Genomic DNA, 13,909 nt, shown 5'->3' with positions numbered 1-13,909 from the left:
AGCGGGATCGGTGGCTGGTGCAGGTCAGTACCAGATGTACCAGGCGCTCGCCTTCAGGCTCTTGCGGGCGGCGACCTTGTTGCGCATGGCGAAGAGAAGCTTCATCACTGCACCTCCTGTTCGGAACGGGCGTGACGTGCGGTCTTTCCGGGCGGGCCCGGGACGATCACACGCCGGTGGCCCCGTGAACCTTCCTCTTGGCAACGGCGGTTAATCATCGCGAACGTCAAATCCTCTTCAAGTACATAGAATTGACGTCCGCTCAGGCATGTCCGCCGATCGAGCGTGAGCGCGGGTCAGCGCCGGTGTCCCCGGTCGAGCCGGGCGAGCACCGCGCGCGCCATGGCCTGCTCGCCCAGGGCGTTGGGGTGGGCGGGCGCGGCCGGTGAGGTGGGCTGGAGGGGCTCGATCCAGCGGTCGGCGGGCGCCTTGCACATGTCGCGGCCGACCGTCGGGCCGTAGGTGTCGACGTAGTCGGCGTGGTGCAGCGCGGCCACCAGCCGCAGCATCAGGTTGAGCCGCTTCTCGGTGTCCCGCAGGTACGGGAAGTCCTTGGCGGCGAACGGCACCGTCGGATGGCAACCGCTGCCGTCGTCGGGCAGCAGGTCGGGGTAGCCGACGACCAGGACCCGGGCGTGCGGTGCCCGCGCGCGGACGTCCTTCAGCACCCGGGCGATCCTCGGCGCCGTCCGCAGGACGGTCAGCGCCAGCCGGTCGACGCCACCGGAGGTGTAGTACCGCCGGCAGGGGTCGCCCGCCAGGTCCGTGGCGCCGAGCCGGGCGCAGGTCCCGATGATGGACCCGAACCCGATGTCGTTGCCGCCGATCTGGAGGGTGACGAGGTCGGTGTCCCGGTTCAGGGCGTCCAGTTGGGGCCCGTTGGTGCCCTGGGCCTTCCACATCTCGGCGGTGGTGGCGCCGGAGCAGCTGACGTCGTCGAGCGTGGCCGCGCGGCCGGCCGCCGTCACCAGTGAGGGGTAGTTGCGGTCGGAGCGGGCGCAGGCGGCGTCGACCTGGCGCGGTATCAACGGTCCTGAGGTGTAGGAGTCGCCGAGGGCCACGTACCGGGTGGTGCGGTCGTGGTGGGTGGCGCCGTGGCCGTGCGCCGCGGCCGGGGCGGCGAGCCCCATGACGAGGGCGCAGCCCGCGGCCGCCGCGGCGGCGGTTCTGGCGCGGCGCGGGCCTGGCGCCGACGGGGTCGGGTGCGGGGCTCGGTTCATGGAGGACCTCCCGGGTGCGCGGCTGCCGGTTCGACTGGCTTTGTATACCGGCGGGCGGAGCACCCGGGCCAGGGCCGTGCGGCGAATTCAGGACCGGTCGGCGCGGACCGGCCGGGAGGTCGGTGGCGCCGCGCTCCGGGGGCTCGCGGTCAGACCTCCAGGCCGGCTTCGAGGCGCTTGAGGCTGTGGCGGGCGAGGGCGAGGTTGCTGCGGGAGCGGTCGAGCGCCAGGTAGAGGAAGAGGGAGCCCCGCGTGCTCACCAGTGGCCGGATCAGGTGGTACTGCTGGCCGAGGGTGATGAGGATGTCCTCGATCTGGTCGTCCATCTCGATGGACTTCAGGGTGCGCTGCTTGGCGCGCAGGACCTCGGTGTTGCCGGCCGCCGCGACCTCCAGGTCGAGGTGCGGGCCGCCGCCGAGCGTGCCCAGTGACATGCCGCTCTCGTAGTCGACCAGGGCCACGCCGACGGCCCCTTCGATGGCCATGGCTTCCTTGAGCGTGGTCTCAATGTTCACGGTGGTGCCCTCGATTCCTTGACGACCCTCAAGACGAGCAGTCGTGGCGCAAGAACGGTCTCTTTATGTACCGCGCGCGTTCAGACAATGCCATCTTTGGCCAGTGTTGCAATAGTTGGCAAATAAAGTACTGTGCAGACGGAGCGACCTAAGGGGGAAGTGTTGTCATCGCTCGATGTCGCACTCGGGGACACCCTGAAAACACAGGGCATCGGCGGAGCCGCGCTCCTGGACGCGGTGACCGGCCTCTCCTACGGAGAACTCGGCGACGTCAGCGGCAGCCAGGACGCCTGTGACATAGCCGACATCGCCCGCACCCGGCTCCATCAGGCCGGCGCCGAGGGCGACTTGGAGAGCGTGATCGTGACGACCGCCACCCGGCACCTGGTGACGCTCCAGGTGGAGCGGACCGGTGACCCGCTGCTGCTGTGCGCGACCGTCGACCGGGACCGGACCAACATCACCTGGGCGCTGCGCGACCTGGCACAGCACGCGGACGACCTGCTGCGATGATCGACGACACCACCGAGCCGGCCGCCGGCTCCCGCAACATCCCCGCGCTGCTCGCGGATCTGCGGTCCCGCAAGCAGTCCCGCACCGTCCGGCTGACCGGCTCCCCCGGCGGCACCCTCCACCTCCGCGACGGCCTCGTGGTGGCGATGGAGACACCCGCCGCCCCGAACGTCGAGAGCCTGCTGCTGAGGTCGGGGCGGATCACCGAGGAAGCCTGGTCGGCGGTCTGCGCCGCGGACACCACCCACGGCCGTCTCGCCGAGGAACTGGTCGCCCAGGAGCTGGTCGGCGCGGGCGAGTTGGAGATCATCAGCCTGAGCGCGCTGTTCGATGCCGCGTTCGCGCTCTCCCTCAGCCGTCCCGAGGGCTGGGAGGTCACCGAGCCCGTCCCGGTGCTGTACCGCAACGCGGGCATCACCCCCGAGCGGCTCGTCACGGAGATCTCCCGGCGCACCGGACTGCTGGCGGGCGGGCCCGGCTCGGTCGCCGAATTCGCCCGCACCCGCATGCAGTTGGCGGCCCCCGCCCAACTGCCGGGAGCCGTCGGCGCGTTGCCCGCCCGGCACCAGGACGTGCTGGCCAACACGGACGGCCGCAGGACCCCGAGGGACATCGCCTTCGCCCTCGGGCGCGGTCTCTTCGCCGTCATGCTCGACCTGCGCAGGCTGCTCGCGCTCGGGCTGGTGCAGCCGACGGCGCCCCTCACACCCCAGCGGCCGAGCACGGCGACCCGTACGCCGTCGGCCCCGGTGCCCGCGCCGCCCGCCGCGGTGCCACTGCCCCGCAGACTCCCCGGCCGCAACGCCCCGACGCCGGCGCCGGCCCCTCCCGCGACCGGGGCACCCTGACATGTCCAGCGCGCCGCCCTCATCACGATGTCGTGGCGCACGGATGCCGGCACGCCGATTAGCCAGGTCACACCCGCGCGGCGGTGCCGCGTCCCGGGATGCCGCGACCGCACCCCGTCCCACTCCCTCACGCACGCGCTCGACATGAAAGAGGACGCCATGAGCGACCCTGTGAACGACCTCCTCGTCTCTCTGCGGGACAAGGTGATGGGTGTCAACGAAAGCGTCCTGGCCACCTCGGACGGCCTGGTCGTCACCAGTGACGTCAGCAAGACGCACGCGGAGTCCATGGCGGCCGTGGCCGCCGCCACCCTCTCGCTCGGCAACCGGCTCGCCGACCAGGGGTCCACCGGCACGCTCCGCGAGATCAGCGCGCAGTGCAGCACCGGGCACGTGATCGTGACGGCCGTCGGCAACCGCGCGCTGCTGGCCGTCGTCGCGGACGACGGGCTCGACCAGGCCGCGTTCCGCCGTGAGATCCCGGCGACGGTGACGGAGCTGCGCCGTCACCTGGACAAGGACGTCGCCTCCTGAACCGGGGCCCGCTGCTGAACCCGGGCCCGCTGCGGGCCGGTCAGCGCGCCGGTTCGTACGTGAGCTGCTTGACCGTCCGCAGGGTCAGGGCCGTCTCGACGGTCCTGACCCCGGGCAGCGCGCCGACCGTTTGGCTCAGGTACCGGTAGAACGCGCCGGTGTCGGCGCATCCGACGGAGGCGACGAGGTTGGCCGGGCCCGTGGTGGCGGCGGCGAACCGCACCTCCCAGTGGGAGGCGAGCGCCTCACCGACGTCGGCGAGCGCGGACGGCGCGACGGTCAGCCAGAGCATGGCGCCGATGCCCTGGCCGAGGGAGGCGTGATCGTGCTGCGCCTCGAAGTAGAGGACGCCCGAGGAGCGCAGCCGCTCCAGGCGGCGCCTGACCGCGGACTCCGACTGCCCGGTGGCGAGCCGGAGTTCACCGAGCGGGGTCCGTCCGTCGCGGCGCAGCAGTGCCATGAGCGCCTCGTCGTCCGGGTCGAGGGTGACGGGCCGTGAGCCGGCCTCGACCGGTGCCGGGCGCAGCGCCGCCTGCTGCTCCGCCGTCAGGGCGTGGATCTTGTCGAGCCTGGCGAGCGCGCCGCCGTAGAAGAGGTGCAGCAGGCAGTGGGCGGCGACGGAGACGACGCGGGGCGTCCGCCTGAGCTTGCCGAGGAGGAGTTCGTCGCGGTCGCGTCGGCTGCGCGGGCGCATCGCGCACATGACCTCGGTGCCGCCCGCGACGAGGTCGATGTAGGCGGTGTCGGGGCGCCTGGCCAGTGCGGCGGCGAGCTGCTCGGCCGCGTCGGGGGTGCAGCCGAGGCGCAGGATCCAGGTGGTGAGCCCGAGCCTGCTCTCGTCGATCGCGCCGACGACCCGCAGCCCCGCGGTGGAGCGCAGCCGCCGGTAGCGCCGGGCGACCGTCTGGTCGGAGACGCCGAGGACCGCGCCGATCCGGCTGAAGGGGGCGCGGCCGTCGAACTGGAGCGCCTGGATCAGCGCCAGGTCCAGGGTGTCAAGGGGCGGGGGTGGTGCCGTCATGCCGGGGGCCGCTCCGTTCGGCGGAGTGGGGGTCGCGCCGTCGCGGGTGTGCCACGGCGGGGACTCCCACCGTGGCACACCCGCGATCCGGCCGCGGGTCAGACCCGCGCGGGCGCGGTCGCCTCGGCCTCGCTCGGGCGGGCCTGCCCAGGGCCGCCCGCCGTGGTGCGGGGCGGGGCGCTCGGGCCGCGCAGCAGGGCCGCGCCGACCACCGCGGCGAGCAGGGTGAGGGCGGCGGCGACCAGCAGGCAGAGCTGGAGGCCGTCGAGGAAGGACTCGGAGAGGGCGGCCAGCATCCGAGGGGTGTCCGCGCCGAGGTCCACCGCGCCCACCGCGCCGATCCCGCCGCTCTCCGCGACCGCGGTGACCTGGCCGACCGCCTGGGCGCCGAGGCCCGCGTCGGTGAGGTGGCCCGGCAGGGCGCCGACCGCCTCGGTGGAGAGCAGCGCGCCGAGCACCGCGGGTCCGAGCGCTCCGCCGACCTGCCGGAAGGCGTTGTTGCCCGCGGCGGCCATGCCCGCCTGCCGGAAGGGCACCGCGCTGACGGCGGTGGCGGTCATGGGGGTGATGACGAAGGCCATGCCGAGGCCGAGCAGCGCGAGCCGCCAGGACAGCGACGCGAACGAGGTGTCGGCGTCGATGCCGGTGAGGGTGAGCAGGGCCGCGGTGGTGACGAGCAGGCCGCCCGGGATGAGCAGGCGCGGCGAGACCCGGTGGACGAGCCGGCCGACGGGGGCGCCGAGCAGCAGCGGCACCGCCGTCACGATCAGCAGCCGCCAGGCCGCGTCCAGGGTGGAGAGCCGCTGGACGAGTCCGAAGTAGAGGCTGAGCGTGAAGAAGAAGCCGATCAGACCCAGGAAGCTGATCATGGCGATCAGGGTGGTCGCGGTGAAGGCCGGGCTGCGGAACAGCGTCAGGTCCAGCATCGGGTCGGTGGAGCGCAGCTCCGCCAGGACGAATCCGACGGCGCTGACCGCGGCGACGCAGAGCGCCACCAGGACCTTGGCGTCGGTGAAGGACCCGGCGCCGCCCTCGATGATGCCGTAGACGAGTGCGGTGATCGTCAGCGCGGCGGTGATCTGGCCCGGCCAGTCGAGGCGCCGGGCGCCGGGGGCCCGCGAGTCGGTCAGGAGCTTCGCGGCGAACGCCATCGCGAGCAGGGACGCGGGCACCACGTACAGGTAGATCCAGCGCCAGGCGGCGTGTTCGAGGACCAGGCCGGCGAGGACGGGGCCGAGCGCCAGGGCCGCGCTGAGCGCGGTGGCCCAGAGGCCGATGAACTTGCCGCGCTCGCGGGGGTCGGGCACGGCGTGGCTGATCAGGGCGAGGGTGGTGGGCAGCAGCGCGGCCGAGCCGAGGCCCGCCAGGGCCTGCCCGATCCAGAGCACCTGGACGGTGGGCGCGCAGAGCGCGACCAGGGCGCCGAGGCCGCTGAGGGCGAGGCCCGCCTGGTAGACCTTCTTGCGGCCGTGCGCCTCGCCGAAGACGCCCGCGGTGAGGATGAGGGCGGCCATGGGCAGGACGAACGCGTCGGAGACCCAGGACAGTTGGGAGGTCGACGCGTTCAGGGCGCGCTGGATGGCCGGCAGGCTCACCGAGACGGTGGTCACCGGCAGGTAGGCGACGAAGACGCCGACACACGCCATGACGAGGGTGGCGGCCCGCCGTTCCTGTGGCGTGTCCGGCGTGGTCGTGGCATTCACGGAAACTCTCCCTTGCGACATGGATGTCGGCGGGCCTCGGGGCCCGCCGACGCCCCACACCTTCCGTCGCGCACCCGCTCAGATCCAGCCACCGGCGCCGGAGCGCGGATATCCGACATCGGGACCCGATGATCACAGGATTTTCGACAGTCCCCGGTGCGGCGGCGGCCGAGTGGCGAGCCGCCCGCGCCAGGGCCGCCGTCGCGGCCGCCGGGATCAGGCCGGACCGCCCGCACCGCGCCCGCCCGGCCCGCCGATCTCTGGCAGACCGCGCCGCCGACGGCGAGAATTCCCGAGGGACCAGACAGCCCAGGTGTCCCCCGACGACAGGAGCATCCATGCGGTACCGCAAGCTCGGCAGCTCGGACCTGGAGGTCTCGGAGATCTCGCTCGGATCGTGGCTGACCTACTCGGGCGGCATCGAGGCCGACCGCACCCGCGCGTGCACGGAGGCCGCCTTCGACGCCGGGATCACCTTCTTCGACACCGCCAACGTCTACGGCCGGGGCGCCGCCGAGTCCGCCTGGGGCGAGATCCTCTCCGCCCACCCGCGCGACTCCTACGTGCTGGCCACCAAGGTCTGGGGCCAGATGTCCGACGATCCCGCCGACCGGGGTCTGGCACCCGCGCAGATCGCCCGGCAGATCGACGCGTCCCTGACCCGCCTGCGGACCGACCATGTCGACCTCTACCAGGCGCACCGGTTCGATCCCGAGGTGCCGATCGAGGACACCGTCGAGGCGTTGCAGAAGGTCGTGGAGCAGGGCAAGGCGCGTTATCTGGGCTTCAGCGAGTGGACGCCCGAGCAGATCAGGGCGGCGATCGACTTCGCCGGGCCCGAGCTGTTCGTCTCCTCGCAGCCGCAGTACTCCATGCTGTGGCAGGCGCCCGAGGCGGAGGTCTTCGGCCTCTGCGCGGACAACGGCATCTCGCAGGTCGTCTGGTCGCCGCTGGCGCAGGGCGTGCTGACCGGCAAGTACCGGCCGGGCGAGCCGGTCCCCGAGGGCAGCAGGTTCGCCAGCGAGTCGATGGGCGTCGCCCGCGAGATCGTCTACTACGACGCCGCTCTGGAGGCGGTCCAGCGGCTGGTGCCGATCGCCGAGGGGGCCGGGCTGAGCATGGCCACCCTGGCGCTGGCCTGGGTGCTGCGCCGGGGTGAGGTGGCGTCCGCGATCACCGGCGCCTCCCGCCCTGAGCAGGTGCACGCCAACGCGGCCGCCTCCGGGGTCGAGCTGACGGACGACGTGCTGGCCGCCGTCGACGAGGCGCTCGGCGACGCGCCGGTCTCCGGGCCGAAGCTCGCCGCCCTGGCGCAGTCGGGCGTCAAGCACCGCTGACCGGGCGGCCGGGGCTCACTCGGCGTGCCGGTAGTCGGGCAGCCGCAGGGCCCGGTGGGCGGCGTGCTGCTCGTCGCCCGGCAGTCCGTCGCCGCGCACCCCCTCGCGCAGCGCCCGGTTGCGGGCGTCGAGCATCTCCTGGGTGCGCGGGGTGACGAAGGTGCCGCCGGGTCCCGCGAGGGCCTGGTTGCGCTCGGCGAAGGGCCGCATGATCCGCTCGTAGGCGGCGAACGCCTCGGTGTGGCCGGCGTGCGTGGCCAGTTCGCCCGCCAGTACGTAGGCGCCGACGAGGGAGACGCTGGAACCCTGTCCCGACAGGAACGAGGTGGCGTGCGCGGCGTCGCCCGCCAGCGCGACCCGGCCGTGCGACCAGGTGGGCAGGTGTATCTGGCTGACGACGTCGAAGAAGAGGTCGTCGGCGGCGCGCAGGGCGTCCACCATGCGCGGGATCAGCCAGGTGCGCTCGGGGAAGGTGGCCGCGACCAGGTCGCGCTGCGCGTCGGGGTCGCGGAAGGCGTCGAGGGGCGGGGTCTCGCGGGCGAAGGTGAGGAATCCGTGCATCCGCTCGGCGGGCTCGTGGGCGTAGAGGATGGCGGCCCGGCCCGGGGTGTTCCAGGCGACGCCTTCGTGGGCGAGGCCGAGGTCGTTGGGGAGGGTGAAGCCGGCGAAGGTGTACCCGAGGTAGCGGTGGAAGGGGTCCTCGGGGCCGAGGACCAGGCCGCGGGTGTGCGAGTGCAGTCCGTCGGCGCCGATGACCAGGTCGAAGGAGCGGCGGGCGCCGCCCTCGAAGGTGACGTCGACGCGGTCGCCCGTGTCGCGCAGGGTGGCGATGGAGTCGTCGAAGAGGAACTCGACGCGGTCGCGGACGGCGCCGTAGAGGGCGTCGGCGAGGTCGCCGCGCCGCACCTCCAGGTCCTGGCCCTCCTCGCCGCCGGTGATGTCCTCGGGGCGGACCACGCCGATGACCTCGCCGCCGGCGTCCACGAAGGTGAGCCGCTCGGTGTCGACGTGCGCCGCGCGCAGGGGCGGGAGCAGTCCCATCAGGCGGACGGCTTCGCGGGCCGTGCCCCGGATGTCGACGGCGTACCCGCCGCCCCTGACGGCGGACGCCTTCTCGACGACGGTGACCTCGAAGCCGTAGCGGTCGAGCCAGTAGGCGAGGGCGGGTCCCGCGATGCTCGCGCCCGAGATGAGGACGGTGCGGTGTGCGGAGTGGTTCATGGAGGTCCTTCCGGCGGTCCGCACCAAAGATGCGTACCTTAGTCAAGCAATTCGACCGAAAGCGCCACTGCCCGGTGGCGCGATGACACCCTCGACAATATAGATACCTAACTTAGGTATGCAAGTGGAGACGCGATGAGTCCTACGTCCCCGGCCGCGCCCGACCCCGCCACGCCCGACCCCGCCGCGCCGGCCCCTGCCGACCCGGCCGCATCCGCATCCGACCCGTCCGACTCCACCGCCCTCGCCGTCCTCCCCCGGCTGGCGCAGCTGAGCAACGCCGTCACCCGGGGGCGGCTCCCGGAGCGCGCGGCCGAGGCCGCCGGGCTCGCCCTCGACCGGCCCGCGACGGGCGTGCTCATGACGCTGCACACGGCCGACCGGGCGCTGCGGGTCGGAGAGATCGCCGACCGGATGCAGGTCGTCGGCCCGCACGTCACCCGTCAGGTGCAGGCCCTCGAGCGGCGCGGCCTGGTGCGCCGGGTGGCCGATCCGCACGACCGGCGGGCCAGCCTGATCGAGCCCACCGCCGAGGGCGCCGCGGCCGTGAACCGATACGCGAGCGCCCTGATCGGCTGGTTCACGGACGCCATCGGCCACTGGTCGGAGCGGGACCGCGCCGACCTCGGCCGGCTGCTCGGCCGGTTCACCGACGACGTCACGGCCCGTCTCGCGGCCCTGGAGGAGACGCCCGACCCGCCCGCCGGGTAGACCGGGGCGGCTCCCCGGCGCCCGGCCGCTTCTCGTGCCGTTCATCCCGAACTCATTTTGGGGAGTACGGCCGTTCGGCCTGGGCAGGGAGGGTCCTGGCGGCCTGTCAGAACTACCCCTGGACGGAATCCGTGACCCGATCACGCGCTCCCCGCCGGCCCGGCGCCCCGCGTCTGCGGCTCAGCCTCCTCACCGTCGCCGCGACGGCGCTGGCCCTCGGCGCGACCGCGGTGGCTCCCACGCCCGCCCGAGCCGCCGCGGCCGACGACATCCGGATCAACGAGGTGGTGACGACGGGAGACGTCGACGACTCGATAGAGCTGTACAACAAGGGCGCGGCGAGCGTCGATCTCTCCGGCTGGATCCTCAAGGACGACAACAAGAGCAACCAGTACCGGATCGCGGCCGGGACGACGCTCGCGGCCGGCGGGTTCGTCGCCTTCGACGTGCGCGCCGCGTTCGGGCTCGGCTCCTCCGACCAGGCACGCCTGTACCTCGCCGACGGCAGCACGCTGGTCGACAGCTTCGGCTGGGACAAGCACTCCGACCCGTCGTGGTCCCGCTGCCCCGACGGCACCGGCGCCTTCACCCAGGCCCCCGCGCTCACCCTCGGCGCCGCCAACTCCTGCGGCACGGGCGGCGGAAGCACCCCCGCGGCCTGGCCCGGCGGGAGTGCGGTGACGACCGCGGACGCCTCCGGGGTCTTCGGCTCGGACCTCAGCGGCCTCTACCAGGAGGGCGCCGTGATGTGGGCCGCGCAGAACAACGGCACGCTGTGGCGGCTGGTCTCCGACGGCGGGGGCGGCTGGAAGCCGGACAGCGCGGGCGGCTGGGGCACGGGCCGCAAGCTGCGCTTCCCGAGCGGGTCGGGCGCCCCCGACAGCGAGGGCGTGACCGTCACCGGCGCCGGCTCCTCGGCCGGGGTCTTCGTGTCGAGCGAGCGGAACGCCGACGCGTCCGGCACCAGCAGGCTCTCCGTGCTCCGCTACGACGTCGGCGGCACCGGCTCCACGCTGACCGCGGCCAAGGAGTGGAACCTCACCCCCGACCTGCCGTCGGTGGGCTCCAACCTCGGTCTCGAAGCCGTCACCTGGGTACCGGACGCCACCCTGACCGGCGCCGGGTTCAAGGACGCCTCGACGGGCGCCGCGTACGACCCGGGCCGCTATCCGGCGCACTCCGGCGGGGTGTTCTTCGTCGGCGTCGAGGGCACCGGCCTGATCCACGGCTATGTCCTCGCCGATTCCGGCGCGTTCACCCGCGTCGCGTCCTTCGGCAGCGGCATGGCCGGCGTGATGGAGCTCCAGTGGGAGCCGCAGGCGGCGCGATTGTGGGTGGTGTGCGACGACACCTGCGGCGGGCAGCACCGCACGATGCGGGTCGGCCAGGACGGCGCCTTCGCCACCGCGGCCGTGTACAACCGTCCCGGTGGCATGCCCGATCTCAACAACGAGGGGTTCGCGGTGGCCGGTGCGGGTGAGTGCGCCGGCGGCGTCAAGCCGGTCTACTGGTCCGACGACGGCAACACCGGCTCGCACGCGCTGCGCAGGGGAACCCTGGCCTGCTGACGCGTCGACGCTAACGCGCCGGAGGCGGTGACTCCGTCTCCGGCGGCTCGGTGAAGACCGCCGGGGTGAGGTGGCGGTAGGCGGCGCGGGCGTTGACCACGCGGGCCACCAGGGTGCCGACGAGGGTCGCGCCGAGCAGGCACGCTATCCAGCGGGCGTCGCGCTGGGCGACCCAGGTGAGGGTGCCCGCGGGCGGTATCCCGAAGCCGTTCAGGAACAGCCAGCACAGGACGGCGGTGCCCGGCGCCGCGGCGAAGCTCGCGCAGAGCCCGAGCACGATCGCGAACACCGACAGCGCCACCAGGACGAGCAGCGGACGGCCGGGCCCCGCGGTGGAGTTGAGGAGGGCCACCAGGAGCGCGGCACCGCCGAACGCCCCGAACCACACCAGGGGCGCGGCGACCGGCTGCGGCACCGGTCTGGCCGCCACGCGCAACGTCATTCGCTCGATCATGCCGGCCGGTCCTCCTTGTCCTGGCCACCGATCCCCGTGACAGCGCTCTGAAGAAACGGTCGAGCGGGGCGACCAGCCTACGGGACGGGTCAAGACGGCCGGCAGCCGCGTACTGGTCCCTCAGCGGCCGGTCCTCGAACGGGTCGGGTCGAGGAGCTGGGCGGCGACCCCCATGAAGACCAGGCCGGCCGCGATGAGCAGGCCGTGCGCGACCACGACCCCGACCAGCAGGACGACGGTGCTGACGGCGAGCGCGGCCCAGGTGCCCGCCCGCCGGTACTCGCGCGGCCGGATGGGGCGTCCGGTGGCGAGGGAGCGGGCGAAGCGTGGATCGTCGCGTTCCAGTCGGGCTTCGAGATCGGCCAGGCTTCCTGCGTCGTAGCGGGGCACGGCTGCTCCTCTCCAGGGCGGGCGGTGCTCGGAGTCTCTCCCGCCTCGGCACCCCGCGACCATCGGGTCCACCGCTCAACAGCCGGGGTGGTCGACCCCCATCCTCGAAGATGAGGGACGTCACGGATGGCCGCCATCGTGCCCGGCCCGCACGCTGGGGGCAAGGTCGGCATCCCGTCACGCCGCGGATGCCGTGAATCGAACCCGGAAGGCGGAGCGCGGTGCCCCTGTTCTGGCGGATCTTCCTGCTGAACGCCGTCGTCCTGATCGTGGCCACCGGTCTGCTCCTCGGACCGGTCACCGTCTCGACGCCGGTGCTGCTCACGGAGGCCGCGGTCCTCAGCGTCGGGCTCGCGGCGATGCTGGTGGCGAACGCGCTGCTGGTGCGGGTGGGCCTGGCGCCGCTGCAACGGCTGTCCCGGGCGATGAACACCATCGACCTGCTGCGTCCTGGCCGGCGGCCCGCGGTGGCCGGGCACGGCGAGGTCGCGGAGCTGATCGCGGCCTACCACACCATGCTCGACCGGCTGGAGGACGAGCGGGCCACCAGCAGTGCCCGCGCGCTCTCCGCGCAGGAGGCCGAACGCCAGCGCATCGCGCAGGAGTTGCACGACGAGGTGGGCCAGACCCTCACCGCCGTGCTGCTGGAGCTGAAGCGGACCGCCGACCAGGCGCCGCCCGAACTGGGCGCGCAGTTGCGGCAGGTGCAGGAGACCACCCGTTCCGGGCTCGACGAGATCCGGCGCATCGCCCGCAGGCTGCGCCCTGGTGTCCTGGAGGAACTCGGCCTGACGAGCGCCCTCAAGGAGCTGGCCGCCGACTTCAGCAGCTCCGCCTGCACGGTCAGGCTCCACCTGGAGGGCGGACTCCCGCCGCTCGACCAGGAGTCGGAGCTGGTCCTGTACCGGGTCGCGCAGGAGGGGCTCACCAACACGGCACGGCACGCCCGCGCGCGGGAGGCCGAACTGACCCTCGCCCGCTCGCCGGAGGGCGTGCGGCTGCGGCTGTGCGACGACGGCGTCGGGCTGGGCGACGCCGTCGAGGGCGCCGGTCTGCGCGGGATGCGCGAGCGGGCCCTGTTCGTCGGCGCCGACCTGGTGCTTGGTCCAGGACCGCGCGGCGGCACCGAAGTACGTCTGACCGTTCCCGTACCGACCCCCGACCGGAGCCGTGACCATGCACGAACCGGCCCCCGCCCGCATCCTGCTCGCCGATGACCACGCCCTGGTCAGACGGGGTGTCCGGCTGATCCTCGACACCGAGCCCGACCTGACCGTGGTCGCCGAGGCCGACGACGGCGCCGATGCCGTCGCCCAGGCGCACGCGCACCGGCCCGATCTGGCGATCCTCGACATCGCGATGCCGCGGCTGACCGGGCTCCAGGCCGCGCGCGAGCTGTCCCGCACCCGCCCTGACCTGCCGATCCTGATGCTGACGATGTACGACAACGACCAGTTCTTCTTCCAGGCGCTGGCGGCGGGCGCGGCCGGGTACGTGCTGAAGTCGGTCGCGGACCGTGATCTGATCGCGGCCTGCCGGGCCACCCTGCGCGGTGAGCCGTTCCTGTACCCGGGGGCGGTGGACGCGCTGATCCGGGACTATCTGAGCCGGGTCAGGGGCGGGGACTCGCTCGCCGCCCGGACCATCACCGACCGGGAGGAGGAGATCCTCAAGCTGGTCGCGGAGGGCCATTCGTCGGTTCAGATCGCCGAGTTGCTCGTCATCAGCCACCGCACGGTGGAGCGGCACCGCGCCAACCTGCTGCAGAAGCTGGGGTTGAAGGACCGTCTGGAACTCACCCGGTACGCGGTGCGGGTGGGGCTGATCGAGCCCTGAACGCGCCTCGCCCCGGGCCGAATCCGGCCCGGGGCGAT

The 13,909-nt window shown here is 73.2% G+C and carries 16 protein-coding genes; 8 read left to right on the top strand and 8 right to left on the bottom strand.

Going from position 1 to position 13,909, the window contains the following annotated elements; all coding sequences use genetic code 11:
* Window positions 1-24: 24 nt before the first annotated feature.
* The 3 genes from DDJ31_RS39950 to DDJ31_RS36850 form a co-directional block, all read right to left on the bottom strand.
* A complete protein-coding gene (locus DDJ31_RS39950; RefSeq protein WP_359624953.1) occupies window positions 25-105 on the bottom strand; it encodes a tryptorubin family RiPP precursor in 81 nt (26 codons plus the stop codon).
* Between the two features lie 191 nt (window positions 106-296).
* Window positions 297-1,220 (bottom strand): SGNH/GDSL hydrolase family protein, encoded by a 924-nt coding sequence (locus DDJ31_RS36855; protein WP_127176081.1) that lies wholly within the window; start codon window positions 1,218-1,220, stop codon window positions 297-299.
* 149 nt (window positions 1,221-1,369) lie between these two features.
* On the bottom strand, window positions 1,370-1,735 hold the full coding sequence (locus tag DDJ31_RS36850; protein WP_127176082.1) for a hypothetical protein: 366 nt from the start codon (window positions 1,733-1,735) through the stop codon (window positions 1,370-1,372).
* Between the two features lie 162 nt (window positions 1,736-1,897).
* Here DDJ31_RS36850 and DDJ31_RS36845 point away from each other — a divergent pair, with 162 nt between their 5' ends.
* The 3 genes from DDJ31_RS36845 (at window position 1,898) to DDJ31_RS36835 (ending at window position 3,630) form a co-directional block, all read left to right on the top strand.
* Window positions 1,898-2,248, top strand: a complete 351-nt coding sequence (locus DDJ31_RS36845) for a hypothetical protein (protein ID WP_127176083.1) — start codon at window positions 1,898-1,900, stop codon at window positions 2,246-2,248.
* A complete protein-coding gene (locus DDJ31_RS36840) occupies window positions 2,245-3,096 on the top strand; it encodes a hypothetical protein (RefSeq protein WP_127176084.1) in 852 nt (283 codons plus the stop codon). Before DDJ31_RS36845 ends, DDJ31_RS36840 begins: the two co-directional genes overlap by 4 nt.
* A 159-nt stretch (window positions 3,097-3,255) precedes the next feature.
* The gene (locus DDJ31_RS36835) at window positions 3,256-3,630 is read left to right on the top strand and encodes a roadblock/LC7 domain-containing protein (protein WP_093830152.1); all 375 of its coding nucleotides are present in this window, start codon (window positions 3,256-3,258) and stop codon (window positions 3,628-3,630) included.
* A 40-nt stretch (window positions 3,631-3,670) separates the two neighbouring features.
* On the opposite strand, the gene DDJ31_RS36830 is transcribed toward DDJ31_RS36835, so the two are convergent.
* The gene (locus DDJ31_RS36830) at window positions 3,671-4,651 is read right to left on the bottom strand and encodes an Lrp/AsnC family transcriptional regulator (RefSeq protein ID WP_127176085.1); all 981 of its coding nucleotides are present in this window, start codon (window positions 4,649-4,651) and stop codon (window positions 3,671-3,673) included.
* Window positions 4,652-4,749: 98 nt separating this feature from the next.
* Window positions 4,750-6,297: an MFS transporter gene (locus DDJ31_RS36825; protein ID WP_206280781.1), complete on the bottom strand. Its 1,548-nt coding sequence runs from the start codon at window positions 6,295-6,297 to the stop codon at window positions 4,750-4,752.
* A 395-nt stretch (window positions 6,298-6,692) separates the two neighbouring features.
* Here DDJ31_RS36825 and DDJ31_RS36820 point away from each other — a divergent pair, with 395 nt between their 5' ends.
* Window positions 6,693-7,691, top strand: coding sequence for an aldo/keto reductase family protein (locus DDJ31_RS36820; RefSeq protein WP_127176087.1), 999 nt, complete (start codon window positions 6,693-6,695; stop codon window positions 7,689-7,691).
* A gap of 15 nt (window positions 7,692-7,706) precedes the next feature.
* Here the strand turns inward: DDJ31_RS36820 and DDJ31_RS36815 are convergent, their stop codons facing one another.
* On the bottom strand, window positions 7,707-8,912 hold the full coding sequence (locus DDJ31_RS36815; RefSeq protein ID WP_127176088.1) for an FAD-dependent monooxygenase: 1,206 nt from the start codon (window positions 8,910-8,912) through the stop codon (window positions 7,707-7,709).
* A 135-nt stretch (window positions 8,913-9,047) separates the two neighbouring features.
* On the opposite strand from DDJ31_RS36815, the gene DDJ31_RS36810 reads away from it, so the two are divergent.
* Entirely contained in the window at window positions 9,048-9,623 is a 576-nt protein-coding gene (locus DDJ31_RS36810) for a MarR family winged helix-turn-helix transcriptional regulator (RefSeq protein ID WP_127176089.1), read from the top strand.
* A 131-nt stretch (window positions 9,624-9,754) separates the two neighbouring features.
* Complete coding sequence (locus DDJ31_RS36805; protein WP_127176090.1) at window positions 9,755-11,191, top strand: lamin tail domain-containing protein; 1,437 nt, start codon at window positions 9,755-9,757, stop codon at window positions 11,189-11,191.
* A gap of 10 nt (window positions 11,192-11,201) precedes the next feature.
* Here the strand turns inward: DDJ31_RS36805 and DDJ31_RS36800 are convergent, their stop codons facing one another.
* The gene (locus DDJ31_RS36800) at window positions 11,202-11,645 is read right to left on the bottom strand and encodes a hypothetical protein (RefSeq protein ID WP_127176091.1); all 444 of its coding nucleotides are present in this window, start codon (window positions 11,643-11,645) and stop codon (window positions 11,202-11,204) included.
* Between the two features lie 120 nt (window positions 11,646-11,765).
* Window positions 11,766-12,035 carry a DUF3040 domain-containing protein gene (locus tag DDJ31_RS36795; protein WP_240677944.1) on the bottom strand — a complete coding sequence of 90 codons (270 nt, stop codon included), beginning with the start codon at window positions 12,033-12,035 and terminating at the stop codon, window positions 11,766-11,768.
* Between the two features lie 221 nt (window positions 12,036-12,256).
* Between DDJ31_RS36795 and DDJ31_RS36790 the strand changes: the two genes are divergently transcribed.
* Window positions 12,257-13,252: a HAMP domain-containing sensor histidine kinase gene (locus tag DDJ31_RS36790; protein WP_127176092.1), complete on the top strand. Its 996-nt coding sequence runs from the start codon at window positions 12,257-12,259 to the stop codon at window positions 13,250-13,252.
* Window positions 13,212-13,871, top strand: coding sequence for a response regulator (locus DDJ31_RS36785; RefSeq protein ID WP_127176093.1), 660 nt, complete (start codon window positions 13,212-13,214; stop codon window positions 13,869-13,871). The genes DDJ31_RS36790 and DDJ31_RS36785 overlap by 41 nt, the downstream gene beginning before the upstream one ends.
* Window positions 13,872-13,909: the final 38 nt, after the last annotated feature.

Origin of the sequence: Streptomyces griseoviridis, from assembly GCF_005222485.1 — a bacterium.
In the GTDB taxonomy this organism is placed as follows: Bacteria; Actinomycetota; Actinomycetes; order Streptomycetales; family Streptomycetaceae; genus Streptomyces; species Streptomyces hintoniae.
This window is presented reverse-complemented; position numbering and strand designations above follow the sequence as displayed.

What these genes read in the sequence shown, in the direction of transcription:
- DDJ31_RS39950 (WP_359624953.1), bottom strand. Translation starts at nt 105, where the DNA reads ATGAAGCTTCTCTTCGCCATGCGCAACAAGGTCGCCGCCCGCAAGAGC.
- DDJ31_RS36855 (WP_127176081.1), bottom strand. Translation starts at nt 1,220, where the DNA reads ATGAACCGAGCCCCGCACCCGACCCCGTCGGCGCCAGGCCCGCGCCGC.
- DDJ31_RS36840 (WP_127176084.1), top strand. Translation starts at nt 2,245, where the DNA reads ATGATCGACGACACCACCGAGCCGGCCGCCGGCTCCCGCAACATCCCC.
- DDJ31_RS36835 (WP_093830152.1), top strand. Translation starts at nt 3,256, where the DNA reads ATGAGCGACCCTGTGAACGACCTCCTCGTCTCTCTGCGGGACAAGGTG.
- DDJ31_RS36830 (WP_127176085.1), bottom strand. Translation starts at nt 4,651, where the DNA reads ATGACGGCACCACCCCCGCCCCTTGACACCCTGGACCTGGCGCTGATC.
- DDJ31_RS36825 (WP_206280781.1), bottom strand. Translation starts at nt 6,297, where the DNA reads ATGGCGTGTGTCGGCGTCTTCGTCGCCTACCTGCCGGTGACCACCGTC.
- DDJ31_RS36820 (WP_127176087.1), top strand. Translation starts at nt 6,693, where the DNA reads ATGCGGTACCGCAAGCTCGGCAGCTCGGACCTGGAGGTCTCGGAGATC.
- DDJ31_RS36815 (WP_127176088.1), bottom strand. Translation starts at nt 8,912, where the DNA reads ATGAACCACTCCGCACACCGCACCGTCCTCATCTCGGGCGCGAGCATC.
- DDJ31_RS36810 (WP_127176089.1), top strand. Translation starts at nt 9,048, where the DNA reads ATGAGTCCTACGTCCCCGGCCGCGCCCGACCCCGCCACGCCCGACCCC.
- DDJ31_RS36800 (WP_127176091.1), bottom strand. Translation starts at nt 11,645, where the DNA reads ATGATCGAGCGAATGACGTTGCGCGTGGCGGCCAGACCGGTGCCGCAG.
- DDJ31_RS36785 (WP_127176093.1), top strand. Translation starts at nt 13,212, where the DNA reads ATGCACGAACCGGCCCCCGCCCGCATCCTGCTCGCCGATGACCACGCC.